Here is a 24,599-nt window from a genome sequence, read left to right as displayed (position 1 = left end):
GCGAGCTACGACGCGGCGATGCCCGCGGCGCCGCCGGCCAGCACGGCGGCGGTCAGCGCGCGGGTGGCGGGGCGATGCTCGGTGCGCGGGTTGGTGAGCAGCACCAGGTCGATGTGGCCCAGCTCCGGGAGCCGGTGCTGCGGGCCGAGCGTGGCGAGCTGCACCGGCACGAGGCTGCGCGCCAGCGCGGAGACCCCGATGCCGGCGGCCACCGCGGCGATGAGCCCGTTGACGCCGCGGCAGACGCACGCGCTGCGGTAGGCGGTGCCCGCGCGCTCCAGCGCGTCCTGCATGGCGGTGCGGCTCAGGCTCGGCGACGGGTAGACCACCAGCGGCAGCGGCGTGCTCGGGTCGAGCCGGGTGGCGGCGGTGCCGACCCAGACCAGCCGCTCGCGCTGCACGAGCGTGCCGCGGGCCTCGCCGTGCGGGCGCTTGCCGACGAACACGTCGAGCCGGTCGTTCTCCAGCCTGCGGTGCAGCGTGCCGCTCTGGTCGACGGTGAGGTCGAGGTCGACGCGGGGGTGCTCGCGGCGGAAGTCGCGCAGGATCTGCGGCAGCCGCGTGAGCGCGAGGTCGTCGGACATGCCGATGCGCAGCCGGCCCTGCGGGCGCTCGCCGCGGAAGTAGGCGGCGGCGTCGGCGTGCGATGCGAGGATCGACCGCGCGAACCCGATCATGGCCTCGCCGTCGGGGGTGACGGTGACGGTGTGGGTGTCGCGGTGCACCAGCACCCGGCCGGTGGCCTCCTCGAGCTTGCGGACGTGCTGGCTGACCGTCGGCTGCCGGATGCCGAGGCGCGCCGCCGCCTGCGTGAAGCTGCGCGTCTGGGCGACCGCGAGGAATGTCCGCAGCTGGGCCGTGTCGTACGCCTCGGTCATCGCGCCTCGCAATAACAGTAAGTCGGATGATCGGGGTTCAGAATAGCCGCGGGCGGGCGCAGGGTGAGGAATCGATGACCGACACCTTCGCCGCCCTCCGCGTCCCGACCTTCCGCATCTACCTCGCCGGCCAGAGCGTCGCGAGCACCGGCACGTGGATGCGCAGCATCGCGCAGGACTGGCTGGTGCTGGAGCTGACCGGCAGTCCCGTCGCCGTCGGGGTGACCATGGCGTGCCAGTTCCTGCCGATGCTGCTGCTCGGCATGTATGGCGGCCTGATCGCCGACCGGTACCCGAAGCGCACGCTGCTGCTCGTCACGCAGGTGCTCAACGCCGCGCTGGCCGCGGTGCTCGCCGTGCTGACGCTCACCGGGGAGGTCCGCGTCGAGCACGTCGACCTCATCGCGCTGGCCGGTGGGCTCGTGTTCGTCGTCGACAACCCGGCGCGGCAGGTGTTCGTCAACGAGGTGGTGCCGGCGGGCTACCTGCGCAACGCGATCGCGCTCAACGCCGCGGTCTTCCAGACCACCCGCCTGCTCGGTCCCGTGGTGGCGGGCGTGCTGATCGGGACGGTCGGGATCGGCTGGGCCTTCGCTGCGAACGCCCTGTGCTACCTCGGCCCGACGGGCGGCCTGCTGCTCATCCGGCCCGCCGGTCTGGTGCGGTCACCGGCGCTGCTGCGGGCACCGGGCCAGTTGCGGTCGGCGTGGCACTACGTGACGGCGCGCCCGCACATCGGCGCGACGATCGCGCTGGTCGGCGTGGTGGGGACGTTCGGGCTGAACTTCCCGGTGGTGCTCACCGCGATCGCGAGCACCACGTTCCACGGCGGCGCGGGCCTGTACGGGCTGTTCAACGTGGTGCTGGCGGTCGGGTCGGTGGCGGGGGCGCTGGCGGCGGGCGCCCGGTCGCGGACGCGCCTGCGGGTGCTGGTGGCGGCGGGCGCGGCGTTCGGGCTGCTGCAGGCCGTGGCCGCGCTGATGCCGGGGCTCGGGAGCTTCCTGGTGGTGCTGACGGTGATGGGCGCAGCGAACCTGGCGTTCCAGGCGATGGCCAACTCGTCGGTGCAGATGTGGGTGGAGCCGGCCTACCGCGGCCGGGTGATGGGCCTCTACATGCTGGCGTTCACCGGGGGCACGCCGATCGGCGGGCCGGTGATCGGGTGGATCACCGGCGCGTTGGGCGCCCGGGTGGGCATGGCGGTGTGCGGGGTGGTGCCGCTGCTGGCCGCCGGGGCGGTGGCTCTGCTGGTCAGTCGTTCCCGGAGCGGCCGGACGCGGTCACGGGTGTCAGCAGCCGGTGCGGCCGTCGCAGCACCCGGCTGACCGGGTCGTCGCGCCGGAACGCGGCCCCGGGCCCCGGCCGCATCTCCAGGTCGGCGGGGCCGGGCAGCGTCGCGCAGGCGGGGCAGCGGCCACCGGCGTCGATCTCCGTGTCGCAGGCGGTGTGCACGAAGACCCGGCGCCTGCCGTCCGGTGCGCGGTGCTGCTCGCCCCACTGCATGAGCGCGTAGACGGCCGGCCAGAGCGCTGCACCCTCGGCGGTGACGAGGTACTCGTGGCGTCCGGGGCGGTACTCGTGGCGCTCCAGCAGCCCGGCCTCGACGAGGTCGGCCAGCCGCGCGCTGAGCACGGCACGGGAGATGTCCAGCCGGACCCGCAGGTCGGTGAAGCGGCGCACCCCGAAGAGGCAGTCGCGCAGCACCAGCAACGTCCAGCGCTCGCCGACCACCTCGAGCGCGCGGGCGAGCGAGCAGTCCTGGCCGCTGTAGTCGGAACCGAGGGGCATGTGACGAGCGTACCGGTTCGATCTGTTGATGGAACCGGCGAAGTGTGGTTCGGTGACCAGACCGAAGGGGGTCCCGTGACCACACCGCATGTCGCCGCCACCACCGAGCAGACGCGCACCCTGGCCGTCGCCGCGCTCGGCACCGTCCTGGCGCTCGTCACCTACACGACGCCGATCGCGACGCTGGCCGGCACCGCGACCGGGCTCGGCGCCGGCTCGGCCGGGCAGGCGTGGATCCTCAGCTCGATGAGCTGCGGCCTCGCCGTCGGGCTGCTGCCCGCGGGAGCCGTCGGCGACGACCACGGCCGCCGCCGCATGTTCGTGATCGGAGCCGTCCTGCTCGCCGTGACGTCGGTGCTGGCCGCGCTCGCGTCCGGCACTGCCGTGCTCGTCGTGGCCCGGATCGGGCAGGGACTCGGCGCGGCCGCGATCCTGGCGTGCAGCCTGGGCCTCATCGGCCACGCGTTCCTTCCGGGCCCGCGGCGCGTGCACGCCACCGGGGTGTGGGGCGCGTGCGTCGGCGGGGGGATCGCACTGGGGCCGCTGTTGGCCGCGGCGCTCGACACGGCGCTGGGGTGGCGCAGCGCCTACGGGTTGATCGCGCTGCTGGCGGCGCTGCTGGCCGTGCTGGCGTGGCGGCTGCTCACCGAGTCGCGCGCCGACCGGCAGCAGGCGGTGGACCTGCCCGGCATGCTGCTGCTCGGCGTCGCGCTCGCGGGGGTGCTCGCCGGGCTGGTCGAGGGCCGCTCGGGCTGGGCGCAGCCGTCGGTGATCGGGCTGCTGGTCGGCGGGGTGGTGCTGGGCGCGGTGTTCGTCCTCGTCGAGCTGCGCCGTGGCGCCCCGATGCTGGACCTGCGCCTGTTCGGCAGGCCCGACTTCGCCGGGGCCACGATCGGGGCGCTGGCCACCGGCGCCGGGATCATCGCGAGCATGTCGTTCCTGCCGACGCTGCTCCAGCGCGGCCTCGGCCACGGTGTCGTCTACGCGGCGCTGCTCCTGCTGGGGTGGTCGGCCACGAGCGTGGTGACGGCGCTGCTCGCGCGGCGTCTCCCCGTCCGGGCCACGCCGCGCGCCCAGCTCGTGGCCGGGTTGCTCGGGGTGGCCGTCGGGCAGGTGATGCTCACAGGCATCGGGCCCGGCGCGGGTGCCGGACGGCTGCTGCCGGGGCTGCTCGTGGCCGGGGCGGCGAGCGGCGTGCTCAACGCCGCGCTCGCCCGGCAGGCCGTCGCCAGCGCGCCCACGGGCCTCGCGAGCATCGGCAGCGGGGCCAACAACACCGCCCGCTACCTGGGCGCGGCCATCGGTGTGACGATCATCGCAGTGCTCGCGACCCATCCCGTCGCGGCGGACACGATCGCAGGCTGGAACGTCGCGGTGCTGGTCGACGCGGTGATCTCGGCGGTCGGGGCGCTGGTGGTGCTGGCCTGCCGTCCCCGCGTGCGCGACGCCGTGGCGGTGTAGCCGGGGACGAACCCGATCATCACGACATCGTCCCGGCGGGCCGGCTCGGGCTGCGCGACGATCGATCACGACCGGGCAGTGCAGTCGGGGGAGACGTCGTGAGTGATCGGTACGAGCAGTGGGACATCGTCAGCAGCGTCGGGTTCACCGCGCTGATGGTCGCGGCGGGCCGGGCCGTCGAGACCAACCGGGACGGCGGACTGGTGGACGATCCGTGGGCCGAGCGGTTCGTGGACGCCGCCGGCACCCCGCAACGGTTACCGACGCGGCCCGAGGAGGGGTGGCCGCGGACCGGGCAGGACCCGGCCGTCGCCGCCGAGGTCGACGCCTTCTGGTCGGTGATGACCACCTACCAGGGCGTGCGCTCGCGCTACTTCGACGCCGCCCTCACCGCGGCCACCGAGCGCGGCATCGACCAGGTCGTGCTGCTCGCCGCGGGCCTGGACTCGCGGGCGGTCCGGCTGTCCTGGGCCGCGGGCACCACCGTCTACGAGGTGGACCAACCCGCGGTGCTGGAGTTCAAGGACGAGGTGCTGGCCGAGCACGGTGCGCAGCCACGCTGCGACCGCCGGGTCGTGGGCGTCGACCTGCGCGACGACTGGGTGTCGGCACTGCGCGCCGCCGGGTTCGACCCGCAGCGGCCGTCGGTATGGCTGGCCGAGGGGCTGCTCCCGTTCCTGCCCGCCGCGGCCGAGGCCGACCTCTTCGCCGCCGTCGACGAGCTGTCGGCGCCGGGCAGCACAGTCGCCGTCGAGCACTTCGCGCCGGTCTTCGAGAGTTCGGCCGCCCACCCGGCGATCGTCGCGTTCGGCGCCCCGTTCGGCATGGACCTGCGCGACCTCGCGCAGACGGAGCCGCGCACCGGCCCCGCGGAGCGACTGACGGGCATGGGGTGGTCGGTGGAGGCGGTCCCGAGCCCCGACGCGGCAGCGGGCTTCGGCCGCCCGCTGCCCGCGCTCGGCTCGGGGATCCGGATGAACAGCGTGCTGCTGACGGCGACCAAGCCGGATCAGTAGTAGATCGCGCCCCGGCCGCCGCCGCCCGTCGCGACGGCGTCGCCCGTGACGGCGACGCTGCGCGGCGAGCACAGGAACACCACCACGTCGGCCACCTCCTGGGCGGTGGTCAGGCGCCCGATGCTGGTGCCGGCCCCGAACTGGGCCTCGACGTCGGCGGGCGTGATGCCCTCGGCCTCGGCCATCGCGGCGAAGAGGCCGGGGGAGCGCTCGGTGATCGTCATGCCCGGGTGCACCACCGTGACACCGACGCCCGACGGGCCGAGCTCGTCGGCGAGGTTCTTCGTCAGCGCGGCGACGGCGACGTTGCGCACGGACCCCACGATCGAGGTGGCCATCCGGGCGTTGAGCCCGCTGATGTTGACGATGCGGCCCCAGCCCTGCGCCGTCATGTGCGGGGCGGCGGCGCGGGCGCAGCGCAGGTAGCCGAGCACCTTCGTCTCGAACTGGTCGCGCATCTCGTCGTCGGTCGTGCCGGCCAGGCCCGGTGCGGGTCCGCCCGCGGGCTCGGCGGCCGCGTTGACCAGCACGTCGACGCCGCCGAGCTCGGTGACCACGCGCTCCACCATCGCGCGCACGGACGCGTCGTCGGTGGTGTCGGCGACCACGGGTACCGCCCGCCCGCCGTTGATGCCGGCGGCCGCCGCGGTCAGGGTGGTGATGTCGCGGCCGACGAGCGCCACTTCAGCGCCCTCCGCGACCAGCGTGGTGGCGACGGCGAGCCCGATCCCGCGGCTCGCGCCGGTGACGATCGCGCGCTTGCCGGTGAGCTGAAGATCCATGGCCCGAGCCTTGCACGGCCGGCTCTGCACCGTGCGGCGGACCGAGCCGACCGCCTCGTCCCGGACCCCGTGGTCAGGCAGCCAGCGCCTCCTACGACACGTTCACCCCGATCATGGGCCGACCCGGCAAGGAGGGCCTGAGCAAGGTCGTCGGGGTCATCGACGGCGTGCCGGCCGAGCCGGCCGCGGCCGCCGTCGCGTCACACCCTCCCGCTCTCGGCCCCCTCGTCACCGGTGACGAGGGGGGCGACACGCCGCGGCCTGTCCGGCGTGAGCCTGAAGGCGGACCCGGCAATAGGCTTCGCCGGGTGAGACTCTCACCCCGTGACCAGGAGCGGTTGACGATCTTCACGATCGCCGAGCTGGCCCGGAAGCGGCGGGCCCGGGGGCACCGGCTGGGCCATCCCGAGGCCGTCGGCCTGATCTGCGACGAGATGCACGAGGGCGCCCGCGACGGGCTGTCCTACGAGGCCGTCATCGAGCTCGGGCAGAGCGTCCTGACCCGCGAGGACGTCATGGACGGGGTTGCGGAGATGATCCCGCTGCTGCACCTCGAGGTGATGTTCGCCGACGGCACCAAGCTCGTCGCGGTGCGGAACCCGATCCGATGAGCGAGCCTGCGAGCGAGTCATCGACACCGCGTGGCCAGGTCAGGATCACGCCGGCGGACGGCTGGCCGGGGCGCGTGCTGCCCGCTCCCGAGCCGATCGTCCCGGAGCTCGGCGAGCGCACGACCGCCGTCGTCCACGTGCACAACCACTCGGCGTGGCCGGTGGTGGTCACCTCGCACTTCCACTTCTTCGAGGCCAACCGGCACCTGGAGTTCGACCGCTCCGCGGCGTTCGGGATGCGCCTCGACCTGCCCGCGGGGGAGTCGGTGAGGTTCGGCCCGGGCGCGTCGGGAGACGTCGCGCTGGTGTCGTACGCGGGGGAGCGGGCCGTGTACGGATTCAACGGCCTGACCAACGCGACGCTGTCCGACGGGCGCTTCGAGGAGCACCGCGCCGCTGCGCTGGCCCGGCTGCGCGCGGCCGGCTTCCGGGATTCAGGAGTCTGAGCGTGCCGCGTCCGATCGAGCGCCCCACCTACAACACCCTCTACGGCCCCACGGTCGGTGACCGCATCCAGCTCGCCGACACCAACCTCGTCGCCGAGGTGGAGGCCGACCACACCTCCTACGGCGACGAGCCGCTGTGGGGCTTCGGCAAGACCATCCGCGACAGCATGGGCATGTCCAGCCACCGCGACCAGGACTCCACGATGGACCTGATCATCGCGAACGTGGTGGTGGTCGACCCGCTCGTCGGCATCGTCAAGACCAACATCGGGATCAAGGAGGGTCGCATCGTCGGCCTCGGCCGAGCCGGCAACCCGGACGTCACCGACGGCGTGGACCTCGTGGCGGGCGCCAACACCGGCTGGATCATGGGCGAGGGCATGATCGCCACCGCCGGGATCATCGACCCCCACGTGCACCTGGCCACCACCAGCCTGATCCCCGCCGCGCTCTCGGCGGGCACCACCACCGTCGTCGGAATGGGCTACGGCCACGTGTCCGACCTGGGCGTCAACCCCGAGTACCACTTCCACCGCCTCATGGAGGCGTGGGAGGGCTACCCGATGAACGTGGCCCTGCTCGGGCGCGGCAGCTCGTCGGACCCCGACCCGCTCGAGCGCAACATGGAGATGGGCGCGGCCGGGCTGAAGATCCACGAGGACTCCGCCAGCTTCACCTCGGTGATCGACAACGCGCTCACCATCGCCGACGAGTACGACGTGCCGGTCTGCATCCACACCGACTCCAACCAGGAGGGTGGCGAGCTCGAGGACACCCTCGCCGCGATCGACGGCCGGACGATCCACGCGTACCACATCGAGGGGCTCGGGGGCGGGCACCCGAACGTGTTGGAGCTGGCCGGGGTGCCGCACGTGCTGGGTTCGTCCACCACGCCGACCATCCCGTACTCGGTGAACACCTACGCCGAGTATCCCGAGATGAAGATGGCCGTGCACCGCATGCACGCCTCCCTGGAGGAGGACAGGGCCTCACTGAACTGGCGCGGCCGTGGCGGCACGGTGGCCGGTGAGAGCGTGCTGCACGACCGCGGCGCGATCGCGATGATGTCGTCGGACTCGCAGGGCATGGGCCGCATCGGCGAGGTCTCGATCCGGACGTGGCAGCTCGCGCACCGGATGAAGGAGGCGTTCGGCGCCGAGGGCCCGAACGACAACGCGCGCATCCTGCGGTACCTGGCGAAGCTCACGGTCAACCCGGCGATCACGCAGGGCATGGCCCACGAGATCGGCTCGCTGCGCTCGGGCCTGCTCGCCGACATCGTGCTGTGGCGCCCGGAGTTCTTCGGCGTCAAGCCGCAGCTGGTGCTCAAGAACGGGTTCGTGGTGTGGGGGCCGGTCGGGGGCGGCAACGACTCCACGCGCCTGGGCCAGCCGCAGATCTACCGTCCGATGTTCGGCTCCTACGGCCTCGCCCCCGCCTCGCTGGGCGTCGCGTTCGTGGGGCAGGCGGCCATCGACTCCGGGCTGGCCGGACGTCTCAAGATCCGCAGGCGGCTCTCGGCGGTGCAGAACTCGCGCCACCTCACGAAGGCCGACCTGGTGCTCAACGGGGCGTCGCCGCAGGTCCGGGTCTCACCGGACTCCCTGGAGGTCGAGATCGACGGCAGGCCGGTGGACCTGCCGCCTGCCGAGGTCCTCCCGATGACGAACCGCTACTTCCTCTAGTCCGAGACCTCGACGAGCGGCACCCTCGTGCAGTGATTCGCTCGCGCAGCGATCCGGGTGCGGCCCCACCCGGTGGGCGGTGACCACGAGACCGGACCCTCGTCCGGCGGGCGTTCAGCGGGGAGGTTCGCCGGGGGAGGCGTTCATGTCGGCCAGGAAGTCGGCGATCACCTTCAGCTGATCGGCGCTCCTCGTCGCCAGGACCCGCTCCATGTGCTCGCCGTGCGCGCGGTACTCCTCGGTCAGTCGCGCCATCCCCTCCGGAGCGGGCGTGACGAGCACCTTGCGGCGGTCGCCGGCGTCACGCTCGCGGCGCACGAAGCCGCCCTTCTCCAGCCGGTCGATCACGCCCGTGACGGTGCCGGTGGTCAGCCCCGTCAGCTCCGCGAGCCGGCCGGGGGTGAGTGGGCCGTTCATGTTCAGCAGGCCCACGAACTGCGAGTCGCTCGCGCCCAGCCCCACCCGCTGCGCCACGGCGGTGTTGTGCAGCACCACGCCCGCGATGAAGCGCAGCACCTGCGTGCCGATCTCGGCACGCAGGCCGTCCGCGTCGGTCACCGGAACCTCCTTGACAGTCTCTCGTATACCCAAGAGACTCGTACAGACGAGATACTTGCTCGTCCGAGTGAGCTTACCGAGGAGGCGGCATGACCACAGCACTGGTGATCGGGGCGGGGATCGCGGGGCCGGTCGCGGCGATGGCCCTGCAGAAGGCCGGCATCCACGCGAAGGTGTTCGAGGGCCACCCCACCGGGGCCGACGAGCTGGGCTCGTGGCTGACGTTGCAGGCCAACGGCATCGACGCACTGGCCGCCGTCGACGCGCAGCACGTCGTCCGAGGGGTGGGATTCCCGCAGCCGTCGATGCGTTTCCTGTCCGGTTCGGGCAGGGTGCTGGGCCGGATGTCCAACGGCGCGCCGCTCGCCGACGGCACGCCGACGCAGATGATGCCCCGCGCCGGCCTCTACGCGGCGCTGCGGGACGAGGCCGTGGCCCGCGGGGCGTCGATCGCGTACGGCAGGCGTTTCGTCGACGCCACGCCCACGGGCACGCGGGTGACCGCGCGCTTCGCGGACGGCAGCACGGCCGAGGGTGACCTGCTCGTCGGTTGTGACGGCATCCGCTCCTGCGTGCGCCAGGTGATCGACCCGGCGGCGCCGCCCGTGCGGTACGTCCCGGTGCTGAACATCGGCGGCTTCATCCCCGGGATGACCGTCCCGGACGCGCCGGTCGGTGAGTTCCAGATGGTGTTCGGGAAACGGTGCTTCTGGGCCTACGTCGTCACCCCGGACGGCGGCCTCGGCTGGTTCGCCAACCCGCCGCGCGCCGACGAGCCGACGGCCGCGGAGCTCGCCGCGATGACCGACGAGGACTGGCGCACCTGGCTGCTCGCGCTCACCGCGTCCGACCGCGGCCCGTTCGCGGAGATCGTCCGCGCGGCGCCCGGGCCGCTGGCCGGGTGGGCCACCTACGACATGCCGACGGTGCCCACCTGGCACCGCGGCACCATGATCGTGATCGGCGACGCCGCCCACGCGACGTCCCCGGCCGCCGGCCAGGGGGCGGCGATGGCACTCGAGGACGCCGTGCTGATCGCCCGCTTCCTGCGCGACGCTCCGGACGTCCCGACCGCGTTCCGGCTGTTCGAGCAGCTGCGCCGGGAACGGGTGGAGAGGATCGTCAAGCACGGGGCCAGGTCGAGCAACAGCAAGGCCGCGGGGCCGGTGGGGCGGATCCTCCGCGACGCGCTGCTCCCGTTGGGCCTGCGGATGGCGCAGAAGCAGAACACGGACTGGATCCACGCCCACCACGTGGAGTGGGAGACCCCGGCCGTCAGCCGACCAGCGGCATGACCCTCTCGCCGAAGTCGTGCACGCCCTTCTCGAAGTCGTCGAATGTGAACGAGTCACGCCGCGTGCAGGGGCGGACGCAGCTCGTGCCAGGACGTCCGGCGCTGGAAGGTGGCACCGGCCGCGAACAGCAGGTCCTCGCTCCCGGCCGGCCCGGTGAGCTGCACGCCCACGGGCATCCCGGACCCCGGGTGCGGCCCCACGGGGAGCGCGAGCGTCGGGCCGAGGTGCGCCGACCACGGCGCGGTGAGCTCGCCGACGCGGCGGGTCACGGCGAGCACGTCGGGATCACCTCCGATGAGGGGCACGTCGACGGCGACCGTCGGCGTCAGCAGCACGTCCACGTCGGCGAACAGCGCGTCGAGGCCGCGGCGGAACTCCTCGATCTCCGCCATCGCCGCGGCCCGCTGAGCCGGGGTGGTGTCCAGCCCGAGCCGGAAGCGCGTGAGCGTGTCGGGCTGGAAACGCTCCGGCTCGCCGAGGATCCGCTCGCGGTGCTGGGCCGCGACGTCGGCGTAGACCACGGTGTAGAGCGACTCCCGCACCTCGGCGAACCCGGGCACGGTCACCGGCACGAGCCGGGCCCCGGCCGACTCCAGGTCCCGCACCGCGGCGTCGACGCGGACGGCCACCCCGTCGTCCACGGCGAGCGGCACCGTGACCACACCGACCGTGCTGGGCGGCGCGACGCCGGCCACCGGCCGTCCGGTCAGCACCGCGTGCGTCCGCGCGACGAGGCCGACGGAGCGGGCCAGCGGGCCCACCACGTCGGCCTCGAGGCAGACGGGTAACACCCCGTCGTCGCTCACCGACCCGACCGTCGGACGCAGGCCGGTGACGCCGTTCATGGAGGCGGGGATCCGCACCGAGCCGCCGGTGTCGGTGCCAAGCGCGACGTCCACGAGCCCGGCCGCGACCGCCGCTCCGGAGCCGCCGCTCGACCCGCCGGGGATCCGGTCGAGGTCCCACGGGTTGCGGACGCCACCGTGCACCGAGTTCTGCGACGTCACGCCCATCGCGAACTCGGCCATGTTCAGCGTCGCCACCAGGGAGGCGCCCGCGTCCCGCAGCCGGCTGACGACCTCGGCGTCCGCGGCCGCGATCCGGTCGGCGAAGAACGCCGAGGCGCACGTCGATGCCACCCCGGCGATCCCGATGTTGTCCTTGATCCCGAACCGCAGCCCGGCCAATGGGCCGGAGCCGGGCGTGCCCGGGTCGAGGACGGTGACGACGGCGTTGAGTGACTGGCTCACACCGCCGATGATCGCCCGCGCGGCCCGGTTCAGGCGGCCAGTGTCTCCGCGATCACCGCGTCGATGGCCTCCTGGTCCTCCGGGCGCAGGCAGAACATGCCGAAGTGGCCCATCGGGGTCTCGATCGGGCGGTACTGCCCGGTCGGGACCATGTCGCAGTCGGCCTTGCAGTCCTCGGGCGGGAAGAACAGGTCCTCGGAGAACGCGCTGACGAAGAACTTCGCGGTGATCTTCCCGAGGGCGTCCGCGAGGTCACCGCCCGCGTGCGCGCCGACGTCACCCGCCTTCCACTTCCGGTTCTGGCACAGCAGGTTGTTGGGGTCCATCGGCGCGAAGTAGCCGCGGATGAAGCCTTGCCGGAAGTCGTCGGAGGAGACGAAGCCCAGGCTGCGCCACAGCTCGTCGCGGTAGAACGACGACGACAGGCCCATCAGCGAGAACGAGACGGCGAGCCGGCGCAGCCCGACGTGGACCTGCGCCGAGTCGTCGTAGAAACCGCCCTTGAACTCCGGGTCGGAGATGAGCAGTTCGGTGTGGGTGTCGATGAAGATCTGGTTGTGCACGGGCGTGCGTGCGGTGCCCGCGAACACCGCGGCGCGCGGCACCAGGTCCGGGTAGCGGACGGCCCACTCGTAGGTCTGCTGCGCACCCATCGACCAGCCGAGCACGGCGTGCAGCGTGGAGATGCCGAAGTGCTCGGTGACGAGCCGGTGCTGGGCCACCACGTCGTCGGCGATGGCGACGGGCGGGAACTGGCCGCGGTCGAACGGCGGGGGCGTGTTGGACGGGCTCGAGGAGAACCCGCCGCCGAACTGCCCGGGGAAGATCACGAAGTACTTCGCGGGGTCGAGCGGGCGGCCCTCGCCAACGAACGTCTCCATCGACGCCGACGTGCCGCTGAACATGTGCGGGAACAGCACCGCGTTGTCCTTGGCCGCGTTGAGCGTGCCCAGCGTCTTGTAGGCCAGGCGGGCATTGGGGAGCGTGTAGCCGGTTGTGAGCGGGAAGCCACCGAGCTCGAAGTACTCGTGCTTGCCGTGGACGTCGTCTGAGTAGTAGCCGGACACCGTTCTCCCTCGTCGTTGGGGGCCGGACACGTGCGTGCGCGGTAGCCGTTGCTGGAGCAACGATTACCGCGCACGGGCGCCGAGCGCTACCTGGCCGGGTCCACCGCGACCGGTTCGCGGTGGGCCTCGTGGTGGTTGGCGTTCTTCGGGGTGGACAGGACGGCCTTCGTACGCTCGTCGAGCGCGGCGTCGGACAGCGCGCCGTTGCCGGCCAGCACCGTCTCCAGGGCCTCCAGCCAGTGCTCGTAGTACGACCACGGCGCCGGGTTCTCGCTGACGCCTGCTTCCTCCCACTTCTTGATGGAGTCGATCAGCGAGAGCTGGAACTCGCTCCACTCGTACTGACCGGAGTGGTAGGCCGCCACGGCCATCGCGAACGCCCGCAGCTCCCACGGTTCGTTGAACGCGCGATCCCCGCCGGGGAGCTGGCAGACCAGCTCCTCGACGCGGCGACGGGCGTCGCCGAGCTCGGTGGTGTCCTGACGGAAGGCCATCAGGCCTGCCCGGGAGGAGTCGACGCGACCGGGCCGACGCCGATCATCGAGTCGCGGGTGACGAGCGCGGCGAGCGCCTTCTCGTCGAGGCCCTCGGTGCCGGCCGGGCGCTCCGGGAGGACCCAGTAGCGCATCTCCGACGAGGAGTCCCACACCCGCACCTCGACGGAGTCGGGCACGTCGAAGCCGAAGTCCTCGCGCAGCACCTTGCGCGGCTCGCGCACGATGCGCGAGCGGTACTCCGGGCCCTTGTACCAGTTCGGGGGGAGCCCGAGCACCGGCCACGGGTAGCAGGAGCACAGGGTGCAGGTGATGACGTTGTGCACGGTCGGGCTGTTCTCGACGACGACCATGTCCTCGCCCTGCAGACCGCCGATGCCCAGCTCTGCGCAGGCCTTCGTGGCGTCCTCGACCAGCCGGGCCTTGAACTCCGGGTCGGTCCACGCCTTCGCGACGACCGCCGCCCCGAGCTGGGGGCCGACCTCGTTCTCGTAGATCTCGGCGAGGCGGTCGACCGCGCCGGTCGTCATGATCCCCTTCTCGATCATGATGGCCTCGAGCGCCTTGACGCGGGCCGCGATCTCTTCCTGGGTGCGAATCGTCGTGCTCATCAGGCTGCCTTCTCCGAAGCGGTGGCGGGGACGATGTAGGGCTCCCAGACGTCGAAGTAGACGACGCCGTTGGGCTCGGCGGATTCCGCGCCCCAGAGCTCCTCGTTGGTGAACTTCACGGTGTAGACGTGCTCGGGCGCGTCGTCACCGCCGTTGCCGGCGCTGTCCGGGTAGATCATCGTGCCGTGGGCGGCGGTGATCACGCCGGTCTTGCCGCGGACGTAACGGGCCTTACGGGTGTGGCCGAACGGGCTGTCGGCGAGCACGGTCACGGTGTCGCCGACGGCGAACTGCGCGACCTTGTCCGACGGCCGGCTCGCGGGCGCGCCCGACTTGACGACACCCTCGACGAACGCGAGCAGGTCGGGGTCCTCCCGCTGGGGCATCGGGGCGTCGGGGTTCTCGAGGAAGTACTGCATGCGCTTGTCGATCTCGGCCTCGTCGAGCACGCCCTTGGCCACGCCGTAGTGCTCGACGGTGTGGGCCCAGTGGTCGTAGTACGGCGAGAGCAGGTACGCGGCCGGGTGCATCTGCTCGATGCCGTAGCGGAAGGCGTCGACGCCGAAGAAACCGGCGCGGAACGCCATGGAGAACATCGCGAACGCGGCCTTCTCCCACTCCGCGTGGTACACCGGCTCGGAGTCCGGTACGGGTACGGGTCCGAGCCCGTCGGTGCCTCCGAGATCGTGCACGCCGTTCATGCCTGGCTCCCAGCCGTTGCAGCGGAAGGCGCCGGGAAGCCCCCGACCGCCTGTTCGAACGTGTTCGCGACGCGCAGCACCGTGGCGTCGTCGAAGTGCTTGCCGACGATCATCATCCCGGTGGGCAGGCCGTTCACCAGGCCTGCGGGGACCGAGCAGGCCGGGTGGCCGGTGACGTCGGTGACGGAGGTGTTGGCGAGCATCTCCAGCGCCCGGCCGATGATCTCCTCGCGGGGAGCGTCCGGCGCCGGGATGACCGAGGCCTGGATCGGCGTGGTCGGCATGACCAGGACGTCGTAGCGCGAGAGCGCCTCGTCGTAGGCGGCCTTGAGGTCGATCGCGAGGTTCTGGGCCATGGCGTAGTGCTTGCCCTGATAGGTGTTGATCGCGTAACGACCGGCCAGGAGCACGAGCTTGACGGTCTCGGAGAACTGGCTGCCGTCGGCGCGCCACTGGTTGCCGTAGTGCTCGATGACCTCGGGGTCGTAGAGACCCTTCCAGTTCATGCCGTAGCCGTTGGCGTCCACCATCTGCGCGGCGGCGCCCTCGGTGGCGATGACGTCCCAGATCCGGGCGCCGTGCAGGTGCCACGGCACCGAGACGTCCTCGACGACAAGGCCGGCGCCGCGCAGCGTCTCGGTGGCGGCGCGCACGGCGTCGTCCACGCCCTGCTCGGAGTTCGGGTGCCCGAAGCCCTCGGTGAGGACGCCCACCCGCAGGCCCTCGGCGCCGCGCGACAGCGCGGCCACGTAGTCGTCGGGCACGAGGTCACGCTGCTGGCGCGGGTCCAACCCGTCCGGGCCTGCGATCACGTTGAGGATCTTGGCGGCGTCGGCGACGGTGCGCGTCATGGGTCCGACGTGGTCGATCGACTGCTCGATCGGGAACGCGCCGGTGTAGGGCACCAGGCCCCACGTGGGCTTGTGGCCGACGATGCCCGAGTAGGACGACGGCATGCGGATCGAGCCGCCCTGGTCACCGCCGGTGGCGGCGTCGACGATGCCGGACGCGACGAGTGCCGCGCTGCCCGAGGACGACCCGCCGGTGGAGCGCGTCTCGTCCCAGGGGTTGCGGACCGCGCCGGTGCTGGCGGTGTGCGAGCCCCCGGAGAAGCAGAGGTCCTCGCAGACGGCCTTGCCGGCGATGGTGGCGCCCGCGGCGAGCATGCGGGTGATGATGGTGGCGTCCCGCAACGGGACGTAGCCCTCGACGGTCTTCGCGCCGTTGGTCATCGGCACGCCGGCGACAGCGGTGTTGTCCTTGACCGCCACGGACATGCCGGCAAGCGGGCCCTCGCCGGAACCGGTGATCGCGGTGGTGACGTACCAGGCGTTGTAGGGGTTGTCGGCGGGCTCCGGGCGGACCCAGGCGCGCTCCGGCATCGTGGGTGCGGACGCGTTGTAGAGCTCTTCGACGGCGTCCCAGGAGGCGAGCAGGCCGTTCACCAGCGGGCTGAACGAGGCGATGTCGTCGGCTGCGAGGCCGAGACCGTAGTGCTGGGCCACGCCGTCGAGCGCGGCGGAATCCGGTGGGTCAATGGGCATGGGGGCTCCTCGCGGTCGGTTGCGGAGGAACCTTATTGACTGCGCAGATAGCGCGTCAATGTGCGTTGGCGCGTTGACGCGTTGGTGATGTTGTTTAACGCGACGGACTCACGGCGAAACCACCGGGTGTGGCCTCCGCGAGGAACAGCTGCTGCCGTACCGTTTCCGGCCCGGCCACCGTGACCGTGCCCCGGGGGAAGTCCGAGCGGCTGCGGCGCAGCTCGCGGGCGACGGTGCGCGGCTCGTCCTCGCCGGCACGCCGGGCTGCCGCCGCGTACAGGTGGACCGACTCGTAGACCGACTCCGAGATGCTCGACACCGGCGGGGCGAACGCCCCGAACGCCTGGCGGTAGCGGTGCAGGAACTCCTTGTTGGCCTCGTCGGGGAGCTGCTCGAAGTAGCCCGACACGCCCCACATCCCGTCGCCCGCGGCGTCCCCGATGCGCTCGCGGGTGGGCTCGTCGAGGGCGAGCGCCAGCGAGCGGGCCCGTTCCCGCACACCCATCGCGTGGCACTGGCGCTCGAAGGCCACCAGGTCGGCGCCCACGAACGACGACAGCACGACGTCGGCCCCGGACGTGAGGACGGCCTCGATGACCGGGGTGAAGTCGCGCGTGCCGAGCGGGGCGAAGGCCTCGCCGACGACCTGGCCGTGCTCCTCGGCGACCACCCGCCGCGCCGCTGCGTGCACGCACTGCGGCCACACGTAGTCGTTGCCGGCGAGGAACCAGCGTCGTCCGCCCGCGAGCGTCATCATCGGGTCGGCCGCTGCCCGCAGCTGCTGGTAGGGGCGCTCGCCCAGCTGGACCAGCAGGTCGCCTCCCAGGCCGCCCTCGTTCATCACGGTGTGCACGAGCAGCACCTCGTCGGGGCGCAGCTCGTCGGCCACGTGGGCGAACGTGGCCGAGGTCGTGCTGACCATGATCACGCGGCAGCCGTTGTGCACGAGCCGCCGGGCCTCGACGGTGCCCATCACGGGGTCGGTGGCGTCGTCGCCGACCATCAGCCGCACCGGCCGCCCGCGGATCCCACCGTCGGAGTTGATCTCCTCGACGGCCATCGCGGCGAGGTTCCCGGTGGCGGCGGCGAAGACGCTGCCCGGACCGGACTTGCTGGTGAGCAGGCCGACGAGATGGTTGCTGTCGGGCGCGTCGTCGCGGACCGGGTAGCCGCGCCTGCGCATCAGCCAGTGCAGCCCCTCGTTGTCGAGATCGGCGACGATCCGCACGCGGGTGCCGAGACCGTCCGCGTCGAAGAGCACGCGCAGCCGGCCGCGCCAGGGCACGTCCAGCATGATCTCGATCCGGCCGGGGTTGCGGCCGGGCGGCCGGGCGCGGGTGATCCGCCCCAGCATCTCGACCGGCTCGCCGGTGGGGCCGCCGAGGGGTGCGCGCAGCGTGACCGCCGCTCCCGCCGCGACGCGGTCGCAGGCGGCGTCGAAGACCCAGCCCGCACCTGACCCCGCCCCGAACAGGTCGAACACCGCGCCGGGCGACGCGTCGATCCGTTGCTCGGCGGACAGGGCCAGGGAGGCCATCACATGGCTCTGATGTCCGATGCGTCGGCGACGTTGCGCGACACGCCTACCGTCGACCCTGCTCCGGACTCGGCGACGACCTTCGCGGCCTCCAGCGAGCCCTGGAAGAGCTCCTGCAGGAGGCGGATCACGTCCTGGGCGGGGCCGGTGGGGTCGACCGAGTAGTAGCGGAACCGGCCGGTGCGGCGTTCGGCGATGAGGCCCGCGGTGCGCAGGACGCGAAGGTGGCTCGACACGGCGGTGCGCCCGACGCGCTGGATCGCCCCGGACAGCTCACCCGCGCTGCACTCCTCGCGGGCAGCGAGCACCGCGAGGATCTCGCGGCGGACCGGATCCGCCAGCGCATCGAATGCCAGGTCGGCAGCCACGATCGAACGCCCCCTCCACAGTGCGTCGACGAGTCATCAGCCGTCGACACGTTCACCAGAGCGTAACGGATGCACGAAGTTCCTGTAGTCCGACGATGCGCGACAGATCGAGCACCTGGTCGCCGGACGTGCCCGGGGCGGCGGAGTGGACGAGCAGCACCCGGTCATCGGACCGCGCGTGCCCGGACCTCTTCATCGCCGCCGGAGCCCGGGCTCCGACGGTCGATCACGCGATCGGACTAGCTGATCGTCAGGACGGCCTTGCCGCCGCCGAGCTTGCGGTTGCGCAGCAGATCGAGCGTCTCCGCGAGCTCGGACCAGTCGGCGAGGTGACTGATGTGCGGGTGCAGCCGGCCCTCGGCGATCAGGCCCACGAGCGTGCCGAGGTCCTCGTCGTCACGGGCACCGGTCATGGCGGAGAAGAACGACGTGATCGACACCCCGTGCCCGCCGAAGTCCCACAGTCTCAGCGTGGCCGGCTCCTGGGTGACCGCTCCGACCAGCACGACGGTGCCGCCGGGACGGCACCGCTTCACCGACGCGGTCAGCACCGGGCCCCCGACCGCGTCGACCACCAGCGCGAGGCCCGCCTCGACAGCCTCGACCTCGGGGACGACCTCCGCGGCCCCGAGGGCGCGGAGCTCGTCGGCGGGGTGGCCTACGGCGGTGACCCGGGCCCCGGCGTCGACCGCCAGCTCGACGGCGAACCGGCCTACGCCGCCGCCCGCACCCGTCACCATCACGCGGTTGCCCAGCAGTGGGCCGCCCATGCGCAGGGACCGCAGGGCGGTGAGGCCCGCGATCGGGAGCGTGGCCGCCTGCTCGAACGACACCGCGTCGGGCAGCACGGCGATCCGGTCGGTGGGCACCGCGACGCGCTCGGCCCAGCCGGCCTGGTCGGCGCGGGCCACCACCCGCGCTCCCACCGGAGGTCCGGAGCCGTCCGCTGCGGCCACGACGATCTCCCCGGCGACGTCCTGGCCCGGCCGCCAGCCGTCGGGCCTGATCTCCAGAAGCGACAGCTCGCCGCGGTTCACCGAGAACGCACGGACGGCGATCACGGCTTCGTCCGGCGCCGGTACCGGCTCGTCGACGTCGTCGAAGCCGATCCGTCCCGGCTGGTCGCCGGCCCTGATGACTGCGCGCATGAGCGAGGTGAACCCACCGGAGGGTGGGGTCAATCCTCCGGGCCGACCGCGGTGAGGAACTCGGTGAACACGTCCAGCCATCTCTGGGCCGCGTCGAGGATCGGGCCGTGCCCGGAGCCGGTGGACGTCTCGGTGCGTACCGAGCCTCCGGCCGCCGCGTACCGCCCGAGCACGTCGCGGATCTGGCTCACCATGGGCTGTGGCGGGTACACCTCGGCACCCGGCCAGCCCGGGATCGCGCCGGCCGCGCCGAGCGTGCCCATCTCCAGCATCGAGCCGTCGGCCACCACGAGGTCGTGCTCGCCGTGCGTCCAGAGCACCGGGGGCTTCGGGTCGATGTCGACGATGCCCGACCAGTTGCAGTACTTCGGCGAGAGCGCGTTGAGGATCCCGCTCGTGCCGGGGGCGAAGCCCGGCCAGTTCTCCGACGTGATGCTGTCGCCGGGGTAGTTCGCGTCGCCCGTGACGGTCTTGAGGATCTCGGCGACCAGCAGGTCCTCCCGTTCCGGCGGCTCCCGGTGCGTCGGCGCCATGTAGAAGGCGTTCATGACGCTGCGCGGGGAGAACGGGCTCTCCGAGGTCGCGTCGCCCTCGGCCAGCCGGGTCACGACCTCGGGGTTGACGCCGCCGCCCCCGGTACCCGCGAAGTCGGGGAAGCACGGCGTGCCGTCGGGGCGGGTGCCGCCGTAGCCGTAGGGCGACACGGGATCGACGAACGTCAGAGACGCCACCGGCCGGTCCATCGCGTACCGCGCGATCGCGGCGCCCCCCGTCGACCAGCCGACCAGGTGGGGCGGGGCGTCGACGCGCAGCGCGCGCAGCAGGGCGTGGACGTCGTCGGACCAGTCGGCGAGCCCCCGCGTGGCGTCCAGGGGCGCGGGCTCGCTGTCGCCGAAGCAACGCATGTCCGGCGCGATCACCCGGTGGCGCGGGTCGATCGAGGGCATCAGGTGCTCGAAGAACCGCCCCGTGGAGAGGTTGCCGTGCACCAGGACCACCGGCGGGCCGTCGACCGGCCCGGACACCAGGACGTGCATCCGGATGCGGTCGGTCTCGACGAACGCGGAGCGCACACCGGGTAGCAGGTCCATGGCGCGGATGCTGGCGCTCGCGGCGGGCCTGGTCAAGGAGCTGGGCGGGGGGTGGTGGGGGCACCCCCGGGGAGGGCAGCTCCGCCGCAGCGCTCCGGCCGGCTCTGTATCTGGACGGCCCCCGGCCCATCGTTGGAGGGGACACCGGGTCGGGGTCACAGGGGAGAGAACATGAGAACGACGTATCGCGTACTGGCCTACCTGATCGCGGTCGGCGTTGCCGTCCAGGCTGCGACGATCGCCTATGCCCTCTTCGGGCTGGGTCGCTGGATCCAGGACGGCGGGGTGCTGGACAAGGCCACCATGGAGAGCGAGGGCGCCGGTTTCGACGGCGTGATCGGGTTCGCGATCCACGGCATCAACGGGGAGATGGTGATCCCGGCGCTCGCGCTGATCCTGCTGGTCGTCTCGTTCTTCGCGAAGGTGCCACGCGGCGTCATGTGGGCCGGGGTCATCGTGGGGCTGATCATCGTTCAGGTGGCGCTCGGCATCGTCAGCTCGGCCGTGCCGGGTCTCGGACTGCTGCACGGCCTCAACGCCCTGCTTCTGTTCGCGGCCGCCATCGCCGCCACCCGGCTGAAGGACACCGGCCGCCACCGGAGGGAGGCGGCGGAACCGTCGTCCGACCGGACGTCCGCGGTCTGACCGGCGATGACACGCGGAGGGGACGCAGGCGCACGCTGATCGCGATCGTCGTCGCCGCCCGATGTGGACATCAGGCTGACCGCGGCCGAGCAGCCGTTCCGGCTCCCGTCGGGCCAACGGCCACCTGTTCCCGGACGCCCCGATGTTCGTCGTCCGGAAGGGCGACGTCGTGCGGATGCACATCGTCAACACCAGCGGCGACATCGCGTTCGTGGCCGACAACCCCGGCATCCGGATGGACCACTGCCACGACCTGCCGCACGCGTCGCAGGGCCTGGTGGCTCACCTGATGTACGAGGGCGTCACCGAGCCCTACGCCGTGGGGGCGCGGCGGCGAACGAGCCGGAGCGATCCCTGTCCTCGGCGGTGACAGGGGTCGGGGTGGCCAGTATCTCCGCGGCGAGCCGCGGGATCAGGGCGTCGCTCGCCCAGCGGAACCCGAAGTCGGCGTAGGCGGTGAGCTCGCGATGGGCGAGCTCACCGACGACGCCCGGGAACACGCGGCGGGCGTGGTGGGCCGCCGCGCGCACCCGGGACTGCTCGTGCGCCTCGAACGGTTCGGCGTTCCCGCGGTTCGCCGCGGGGCCCGGTATCAGTCGGGTCGTCATCCCCCGCCTCCTCGGTCACGTCCCGGACGGGACGTTATCGATGAGCACGATCTCCAGCGCGCGGTGATACCGGTTCAGGCCGTCACGTTTGCGCCACGCGCGAGATGAGCGCTGCGGTCGTTCGAACAGCGGATGCGCCCACCTACGCGCGGACATCTTCGGGTCCTGGCCGTGCGAGTCGGGGCCGCGGGTGCCCTCCAGCACGAGGAACATGAGCAGCCCGATGCCACCGATGACGTTCGTCACCGGAATCCACTGTGGAGCGACCGGCCTACAGTCCGTCGCCGCCGCTCTCCGACGCGAGCGCGGCGCGTCCGGCCTCCAGCCGGGCCACCGGCACGCGGTAGGGCGAGCACGACACGTAGTCCAGGCCGATGTCGTGGAAGAAGTGCACCGACTCCGGGTCCCCGCCGTGCTCGCCGCAGATGCCGAGCTTGAGCCCGGGCCGGGCGGCCCGCCCGTTCTCGGCGGCCGTCCGGACCAGCGCACCCACCCCGTCGCGGTCCAGCGACTCGAACGGCGACACCGTGAAGACGCCCTTCTCCAGGTAGGCGGCGAAGATCGCGGCCTCCACGTCGTCGCGGGAGAACCCCCAGGTGGTCTGGGTGAGGTCGTTCGTGCCGAAGGAGAAGAACTCCGCGACCTCGGCGATGCGGTGGGCGGTGAGCGCGGCCCGCGGGAGCTCGATCATCGTGCCGACCGGGACGTCGAGCGTCACCCCGGCGTTCGCGAGGATCTCGGCGATGAGCCCGTCGATCTCGTCGCGGATCAGGTGCAGCTCCATCACCGAGCCCACCAGCGGCACCATGATCTCCACCTGCGGCGTGCCGCCCTGCTGTGCCCGCGCCGCGGCGGCCTCGACGATCGCGCGCACCTGCATGGCGTAGAGGCCGGGCACGACGAGGCCCAGCCGGACGCCGCGCAGCCCGAGCATCGGGTTGGACTCGTGCAGCCGCTCCACGGCCGCCAGCAGGCGCTCGTCGGCGGGATCGGCGCCGTCGCCGGCTCGGGCCACGGCGACCCGGACGGCCAGCTCGGTGCGGTCGGGCAGGAACTCGTGCAGCGGCGGGTCGAGCAGCCGGATCGTGGCCGGCAGCCCGTCCATCTCGCGCAGCAGGTCCTCGAAGTCGGCGCGCTGCAGCGGCAGCAGGGCGTCCAGCGCGGCGTCGCGCTCACCGGCGGTCTCGGCCAGGATCAGGTGCTCGATGAGCACCCGTCGGTCGCCGAGGAACATGTGCTCGGTGCGGCACAGCCCGATGCCCTCGGCGCCCATCTCCCGGGCGCGGGCCGCGTCCTCGGCCGTGTCGGCGTTGGAGCGCACCCGCAGCCGCCGGGTGCGGTCGGCGTGGGTCAGCAGGCGGTGGACGGCCCTGACCAGCTCCGCGGCTTCGGGTTCCGCACTCGCCAGGGCCACCTCGAGGCCCTTCTCCAGGTAGGTCACCACGAGCGAGTCGACGACGGGCATCGCCCCGGCGAACACCTCGCCGGTGGAGCCGTCGATCGACAGCACCTCGCCCTCGGCGATCACCCGCCCGCCGACCCGCACCTCGCGGGCCTCGGCGTCGACGTCCAGCTCCTCGGCCCCGCACACGCAGGTGCGGCCCATGCCCCGCGCCACGACGGCGGCGTGCGAGGTCTTGCCGCCCCGGCTCGTCAGCACCCCGGCCGCGGCGACCATGCCGGCCAGGTCGTCGGGCGTGGTCTCACGGCGGCAGAGCAGGACGTCCTCGCCGCGCGCGGCCCACGCGACGGCCGTGTCGGAGTCGAAGACGACCTTCCCGACCGCCGCTCCGGGCGAGGCGGCCATGCCCTTCGTGAGCAGCTCGCGCGGGGCGTCCGCGTCGAACTGCGGGAACATCAGCTGCGCGAGCTGCTGGCCGGTGACCCGGGTCAGGGCCTCGTCGTCGGTGATGAGGTGCTCGTCCACGAGCTGGGTGGCGATCCGGAACGCGGCGGCGGGCGTCCGCTTGCCCACCCGGGTCTGCAGCATCCACAGCTTGCCGCGCTCCACGGTGAACTCGATGTCGCAGAGGTCGCGGTAGTGGGTCTCCAACCTGCGCATGATCTTCGTGAGCTCGGCGTGCGAAGCGGGGTCGAGCTGGGCGAAGTCCTCCAGCGTGAGGGTGTTGCGGATGCCGGCCACGACGTCCTCGCCCTGGGCGTTGACGAGATAGTCGCCGTAGACGCCGAGCTTGCCGCTGGCCGGGTCGCGGGTGAAGCAGACGCCGGTGCCGGAGGTGTCGCCGAGGTTGCCGAACACCATCGCGCACACGTTGACCGCCGTGCCCAGGTCCTGCGGGATGCGCTCGCGGCGGCGGTAGAGCCGCGCGCGGTCGGTGTTCCACGACTCGAAGACCGCCCGCATCGCCATGTCCAGCTGCTCGCGCGGGTCCTGCGGGAAGTCGCGCCCGGTGTGGTCGGCGGCGATGTGCTTGAACGTCTCGACGAGCTCGCGCAGGTCACCGGCCGTCAGGTCGACGTCGGCGGCCGCGCCCGCCCGCCTCTTCGCCGCGTCGAGCTCGGCCTCGAACAGCTCGCCGGGGATGCCCAGCACGGTGCGTCCGAACATCTGCACCAGCCGCCGGTAGGAGTCCCACGCGAACCGCTCGTTGTCGGCGGCCTCGGCGAGCCCCTTCACCGAGTAGTCGTTGAGCCCGACGTTGAGGACGGTCTCCATCATCCCCGGCATCGAGAACTTGGCGCCCGACCGGACCGACACCAGCAGTGGGTCCTGGACGTCGCCCAGGCGCCTGCCGAGCTGGTCCTCGAGCCGGCGCAGCGCCATCGTCACCTGCACGCGCAGCGACTGCGGCTCCTCGCCGCGCTCCAGGTAGAAGCGGCAGGCCTCGGTGGTGACGGTGAACCCGGGCGGCACCGGCAGCCCGAGCTTCGTCATCTCGGCGAGGTTGGCGCCCTTGCCGCCGAGCAGGTCGACCTGCTCGCGGCTGCCGTCCACGAAGTCGTAGACGAGCTGGCGGGAGTCGGTGCGCCCACGGGAGCCTGCGCTCCCGGCGA

Annotated in this window: 26 protein-coding genes; 9 read left to right on the top strand and 17 right to left on the bottom strand. The window is 72.5% G+C overall.

The features are described from left to right. Positions 1-5 precede the first annotated feature (5 nt). Positions 6-878, bottom strand: coding sequence for a LysR family transcriptional regulator (locus JWR81_RS19850; RefSeq protein ID WP_297654838.1), 873 nt, complete (start codon positions 876-878; stop codon positions 6-8). 74 nt (positions 879-952) lie between these two features. Here JWR81_RS19850 and JWR81_RS19845 point away from each other — a divergent pair, with 74 nt between their 5' ends. After that, positions 953-2,203 (top strand): MFS transporter, encoded by a 1,251-nt coding sequence (locus JWR81_RS19845; RefSeq protein WP_297654835.1) that lies wholly within the window; start codon positions 953-955, stop codon positions 2,201-2,203. On the opposite strand, the gene JWR81_RS19840 is transcribed toward JWR81_RS19845, so the two are convergent. Further along, positions 2,130-2,666, bottom strand: a complete 537-nt coding sequence (locus JWR81_RS19840) for a helix-turn-helix domain-containing protein (protein ID WP_297654822.1) — start codon at positions 2,664-2,666, stop codon at positions 2,130-2,132. The two genes, JWR81_RS19845 and JWR81_RS19840, sit on opposite strands and share 74 nt — an antisense overlap. Before the next feature lie 75 nt (positions 2,667-2,741). On the opposite strand from JWR81_RS19840, the gene JWR81_RS19835 reads away from it, so the two are divergent. Together JWR81_RS19835 and JWR81_RS19830 are read left to right on the top strand one after the other, a co-directional pair. After that, entirely contained in the window at positions 2,742-4,127 is a 1,386-nt protein-coding gene (locus tag JWR81_RS19835; protein ID WP_297654812.1) for an MFS transporter, read from the top strand. A 98-nt stretch (positions 4,128-4,225) separates the two neighbouring features. Then, positions 4,226-5,143 (top strand): SAM-dependent methyltransferase, encoded by a 918-nt coding sequence (locus JWR81_RS19830; protein WP_297654809.1) that lies wholly within the window; start codon positions 4,226-4,228, stop codon positions 5,141-5,143. Here JWR81_RS19830 and JWR81_RS19825 read toward each other — a convergent pair. Next, positions 5,137-5,925 (bottom strand): SDR family oxidoreductase, encoded by a 789-nt coding sequence (locus JWR81_RS19825; RefSeq protein WP_297654806.1) that lies wholly within the window; start codon positions 5,923-5,925, stop codon positions 5,137-5,139. The two genes, JWR81_RS19830 and JWR81_RS19825, sit on opposite strands and share 7 nt — an antisense overlap. Before the next feature lie 308 nt (positions 5,926-6,233). On the opposite strand from JWR81_RS19825, the gene JWR81_RS19820 reads away from it, so the two are divergent. Genes JWR81_RS19820 through JWR81_RS19810 form a run of 3 tightly spaced genes read left to right on the top strand, consistent with a single transcriptional unit; the run spans position 6,234 to position 8,667 of the window. Continuing rightward, the gene (locus JWR81_RS19820; RefSeq protein ID WP_297654802.1) at positions 6,234-6,536 is read left to right on the top strand and encodes an urease subunit gamma; all 303 of its coding nucleotides are present in this window, start codon (positions 6,234-6,236) and stop codon (positions 6,534-6,536) included. Further along, the gene (gene ureB / locus JWR81_RS19815) at positions 6,533-6,982 is read left to right on the top strand and encodes an urease subunit beta (RefSeq protein ID WP_297654799.1); all 450 of its coding nucleotides are present in this window, start codon (positions 6,533-6,535) and stop codon (positions 6,980-6,982) included. The genes JWR81_RS19820 and ureB overlap by 4 nt, the downstream gene beginning before the upstream one ends. A gap of 2 nt (positions 6,983-6,984) precedes the next feature. Beyond that, positions 6,985-8,667, top strand: coding sequence for an urease subunit alpha (locus tag JWR81_RS19810; RefSeq protein ID WP_297654796.1), 1,683 nt, complete (start codon positions 6,985-6,987; stop codon positions 8,665-8,667). A 114-nt stretch (positions 8,668-8,781) separates the two neighbouring features. Here JWR81_RS19810 and JWR81_RS19805 read toward each other — a convergent pair whose 3' ends face one another. Continuing rightward, entirely contained in the window at positions 8,782-9,225 is a 444-nt protein-coding gene (locus tag JWR81_RS19805) for a MarR family transcriptional regulator (RefSeq protein ID WP_297654794.1), read from the bottom strand. Between the two features lie 89 nt (positions 9,226-9,314). On the opposite strand from JWR81_RS19805, the gene JWR81_RS19800 reads away from it, so the two are divergent. Continuing rightward, positions 9,315-10,520 carry an NAD(P)/FAD-dependent oxidoreductase gene (locus JWR81_RS19800; RefSeq protein ID WP_297654790.1) on the top strand — a complete coding sequence of 402 codons (1,206 nt, stop codon included), beginning with the start codon at positions 9,315-9,317 and terminating at the stop codon, positions 10,518-10,520. Between the two features lie 53 nt (positions 10,521-10,573). On the opposite strand, the gene JWR81_RS19795 is transcribed toward JWR81_RS19800, so the two are convergent. The 10 genes from JWR81_RS19795 to JWR81_RS19750 form a co-directional block, all read right to left on the bottom strand. Beyond that, complete coding sequence (locus tag JWR81_RS19795; protein ID WP_297654788.1) at positions 10,574-11,770, bottom strand: amidase; 1,197 nt, start codon at positions 11,768-11,770, stop codon at positions 10,574-10,576. A gap of 29 nt (positions 11,771-11,799) precedes the next feature. Then, positions 11,800-12,837, bottom strand: a complete 1,038-nt coding sequence (locus JWR81_RS19790; protein ID WP_297654785.1) for an alpha/beta fold hydrolase — start codon at positions 12,835-12,837, stop codon at positions 11,800-11,802. A gap of 86 nt (positions 12,838-12,923) precedes the next feature. Continuing rightward, positions 12,924-13,331, bottom strand: coding sequence for a nitrile hydratase accessory protein (locus tag JWR81_RS19785; RefSeq protein WP_297654781.1), 408 nt, complete (start codon positions 13,329-13,331; stop codon positions 12,924-12,926). Further along, a complete protein-coding gene (gene nthA / locus JWR81_RS19780; protein ID WP_297654777.1) occupies positions 13,331-13,942 on the bottom strand; it encodes a nitrile hydratase subunit alpha in 612 nt (203 codons plus the stop codon). The genes JWR81_RS19785 and nthA overlap by 1 nt, the downstream gene beginning before the upstream one ends. Next, positions 13,942-14,643: a nitrile hydratase subunit beta gene (gene nthB, locus JWR81_RS19775; RefSeq protein WP_297654774.1), complete on the bottom strand. Its 702-nt coding sequence runs from the start codon at positions 14,641-14,643 to the stop codon at positions 13,942-13,944. The genes nthA and nthB overlap by 1 nt, the downstream gene beginning before the upstream one ends. Continuing rightward, positions 14,640-16,187 carry an amidase gene (locus JWR81_RS19770; protein ID WP_297654772.1) on the bottom strand — a complete coding sequence of 516 codons (1,548 nt, stop codon included), beginning with the start codon at positions 16,185-16,187 and terminating at the stop codon, positions 14,640-14,642. Before JWR81_RS19770 ends, nthB begins: the two co-directional genes overlap by 4 nt. 94 nt (positions 16,188-16,281) lie before the next feature. Continuing rightward, positions 16,282-17,724, bottom strand: coding sequence for a substrate-binding protein (locus JWR81_RS19765; RefSeq protein WP_297654769.1), 1,443 nt, complete (start codon positions 17,722-17,724; stop codon positions 16,282-16,284). Continuing rightward, positions 17,724-18,092, bottom strand: coding sequence for a helix-turn-helix transcriptional regulator (locus tag JWR81_RS19760; protein WP_297654765.1), 369 nt, complete (start codon positions 18,090-18,092; stop codon positions 17,724-17,726). The genes JWR81_RS19765 and JWR81_RS19760 overlap by 1 nt, the downstream gene beginning before the upstream one ends. 239 nt (positions 18,093-18,331) lie before the next feature. Then, a complete protein-coding gene (locus JWR81_RS19755) occupies positions 18,332-19,240 on the bottom strand; it encodes a zinc-binding dehydrogenase (RefSeq protein WP_297654762.1) in 909 nt (302 codons plus the stop codon). Positions 19,241-19,269: 29 nt separating this feature from the next. Next, entirely contained in the window at positions 19,270-20,331 is a 1,062-nt protein-coding gene (locus tag JWR81_RS19750) for an alpha/beta hydrolase (protein WP_297654760.1), read from the bottom strand. Positions 20,332-20,502: 171 nt separating this feature from the next. Here JWR81_RS19750 and JWR81_RS19745 point away from each other — a divergent pair, with 171 nt between their 5' ends. Further along, positions 20,503-20,976 carry a DUF6220 domain-containing protein gene (locus JWR81_RS19745; protein ID WP_297654757.1) on the top strand — a complete coding sequence of 158 codons (474 nt, stop codon included), beginning with the start codon at positions 20,503-20,505 and terminating at the stop codon, positions 20,974-20,976. Between the two features lie 142 nt (positions 20,977-21,118). Further along, positions 21,119-21,346 carry a multicopper oxidase domain-containing protein gene (locus JWR81_RS19740; protein ID WP_297654754.1) on the top strand — a complete coding sequence of 76 codons (228 nt, stop codon included), beginning with the start codon at positions 21,119-21,121 and terminating at the stop codon, positions 21,344-21,346. Here the strand turns inward: JWR81_RS19740 and JWR81_RS19735 are convergent. From JWR81_RS19735 to ppdK, 3 genes are read right to left on the bottom strand one after another with little or no spacing between them, the layout of a single operon-like run. After that, positions 21,279-21,584, bottom strand: coding sequence for a hypothetical protein (locus JWR81_RS19735; protein ID WP_297654749.1), 306 nt, complete (start codon positions 21,582-21,584; stop codon positions 21,279-21,281). The genes JWR81_RS19740 and JWR81_RS19735 overlap by 68 nt on opposite strands. Before the next feature lie 15 nt (positions 21,585-21,599). Next, positions 21,600-21,830, bottom strand: a complete 231-nt coding sequence (locus JWR81_RS19730; RefSeq protein WP_297654746.1) for a hypothetical protein — start codon at positions 21,828-21,830, stop codon at positions 21,600-21,602. Positions 21,831-21,855: 25 nt separating this feature from the next. Then, positions 21,856-24,540 carry a pyruvate, phosphate dikinase gene (ppdK, locus tag JWR81_RS19725; protein ID WP_297654859.1) on the bottom strand — a complete coding sequence of 895 codons (2,685 nt, stop codon included), beginning with the start codon at positions 24,538-24,540 and terminating at the stop codon, positions 21,856-21,858. Between the last annotated feature and the right edge of the window lie 59 nt (positions 24,541-24,599).

This window comes from Pseudonocardia sp., assembly GCF_025965585.1.
GTDB lineage: Bacteria > Actinomycetota > Actinomycetes > Mycobacteriales > Pseudonocardiaceae > Pseudonocardia.
The sequence above is the reverse complement of the archived record's forward strand: the minus strand, read 5'-3'. Positions and strand labels throughout refer to the sequence as shown.

Coding starts and splice junctions, on each gene's coding strand:
- JWR81_RS19850 (WP_297654838.1), bottom strand. CDS start 878: ATGACCGAGGCGTACGACACGGCCCAGCTGCGGACATTCCTCGCGGTC.
- JWR81_RS19845 (WP_297654835.1), top strand. CDS start 953: ATGACCGACACCTTCGCCGCCCTCCGCGTCCCGACCTTCCGCATCTAC.
- JWR81_RS19840 (WP_297654822.1), bottom strand. CDS start 2,666: ATGCCCCTCGGTTCCGACTACAGCGGCCAGGACTGCTCGCTCGCCCGC.
- JWR81_RS19825 (WP_297654806.1), bottom strand. CDS start 5,925: ATGGATCTTCAGCTCACCGGCAAGCGCGCGATCGTCACCGGCGCGAGC.
- ureB (WP_297654799.1), top strand. CDS start 6,533: ATGAGCGAGCCTGCGAGCGAGTCATCGACACCGCGTGGCCAGGTCAGG.
- JWR81_RS19800 (WP_297654790.1), top strand. CDS start 9,315: ATGACCACAGCACTGGTGATCGGGGCGGGGATCGCGGGGCCGGTCGCG.
- JWR81_RS19785 (WP_297654781.1), bottom strand. CDS start 13,331: ATGGCCTTCCGTCAGGACACCACCGAGCTCGGCGACGCCCGTCGCCGC.
- nthA (WP_297654777.1), bottom strand. CDS start 13,942: ATGAGCACGACGATTCGCACCCAGGAAGAGATCGCGGCCCGCGTCAAG.
- nthB (WP_297654774.1), bottom strand. CDS start 14,643: ATGAACGGCGTGCACGATCTCGGAGGCACCGACGGGCTCGGACCCGTA.
- JWR81_RS19770 (WP_297654772.1), bottom strand. CDS start 16,187: ATGCCCATTGACCCACCGGATTCCGCCGCGCTCGACGGCGTGGCCCAG.
- JWR81_RS19765 (WP_297654769.1), bottom strand. CDS start 17,724: ATGGCCTCCCTGGCCCTGTCCGCCGAGCAACGGATCGACGCGTCGCCC.
- JWR81_RS19755 (WP_297654762.1), bottom strand. CDS start 19,240: ATGCGCGCAGTCATCAGGGCCGGCGACCAGCCGGGACGGATCGGCTTC.
- JWR81_RS19750 (WP_297654760.1), bottom strand. CDS start 20,331: ATGGACCTGCTACCCGGTGTGCGCTCCGCGTTCGTCGAGACCGACCGC.
- JWR81_RS19745 (WP_297654757.1), top strand. CDS start 20,503: ATGAGAACGACGTATCGCGTACTGGCCTACCTGATCGCGGTCGGCGTT.
- JWR81_RS19740 (WP_297654754.1), top strand. CDS start 21,119: ATGTTCGTCGTCCGGAAGGGCGACGTCGTGCGGATGCACATCGTCAAC.
- JWR81_RS19735 (WP_297654749.1), bottom strand. CDS start 21,584: ATGACGACCCGACTGATACCGGGCCCCGCGGCGAACCGCGGGAACGCC.